At 35.4% G+C, this 373-nt stretch carries 1 protein-coding gene; it reads left to right on the forward strand.

All coding sequences use genetic code 11. The annotated features are described in order from the left end of the window. Window positions 1-217 precede the first annotated feature (217 nt). Window positions 218-373: S26 family signal peptidase (locus AC3A54_RS25540; protein WP_487656677.1), on the forward strand; the 156-nt coding region annotated here is incomplete at its 3' end.

The following is a 373-nucleotide window of genomic DNA, read 5'->3' on the forward strand; positions in this document are numbered from 1 at the left end:
ACAGATATGATAAGACCATATAAAAAAAGGTCAACCAGTAAAATCTGGCTAACCTTATATTACGAACGGGTGCTTTTTTCAGGATAATGTGATCGCTGCGGCGGTCATTTTTTTCTTGTTGTAACTGGAAGGATAGCTTAAGAAAAACAATATATACCCAAATAAATATGGTAAAATGAGGATATGAATTCTGATGAATATTAAGGGAGGATGAGTAATGACAAAGAAGAAAAATGAAACGTTTGAATGGGTTAAATCAATATTGGGTGCTCTTGTTATAGCATTTATTATTCGCTCTTTTTTCTTTACCCCCATTGTTGTTGACGGTGAATCAATGAACCCCACTCTCCAGGACAAGGACCGTATGGTTGTA

Source organism: Neobacillus sp. Soil_C_43, assembly GCF_057656715.1.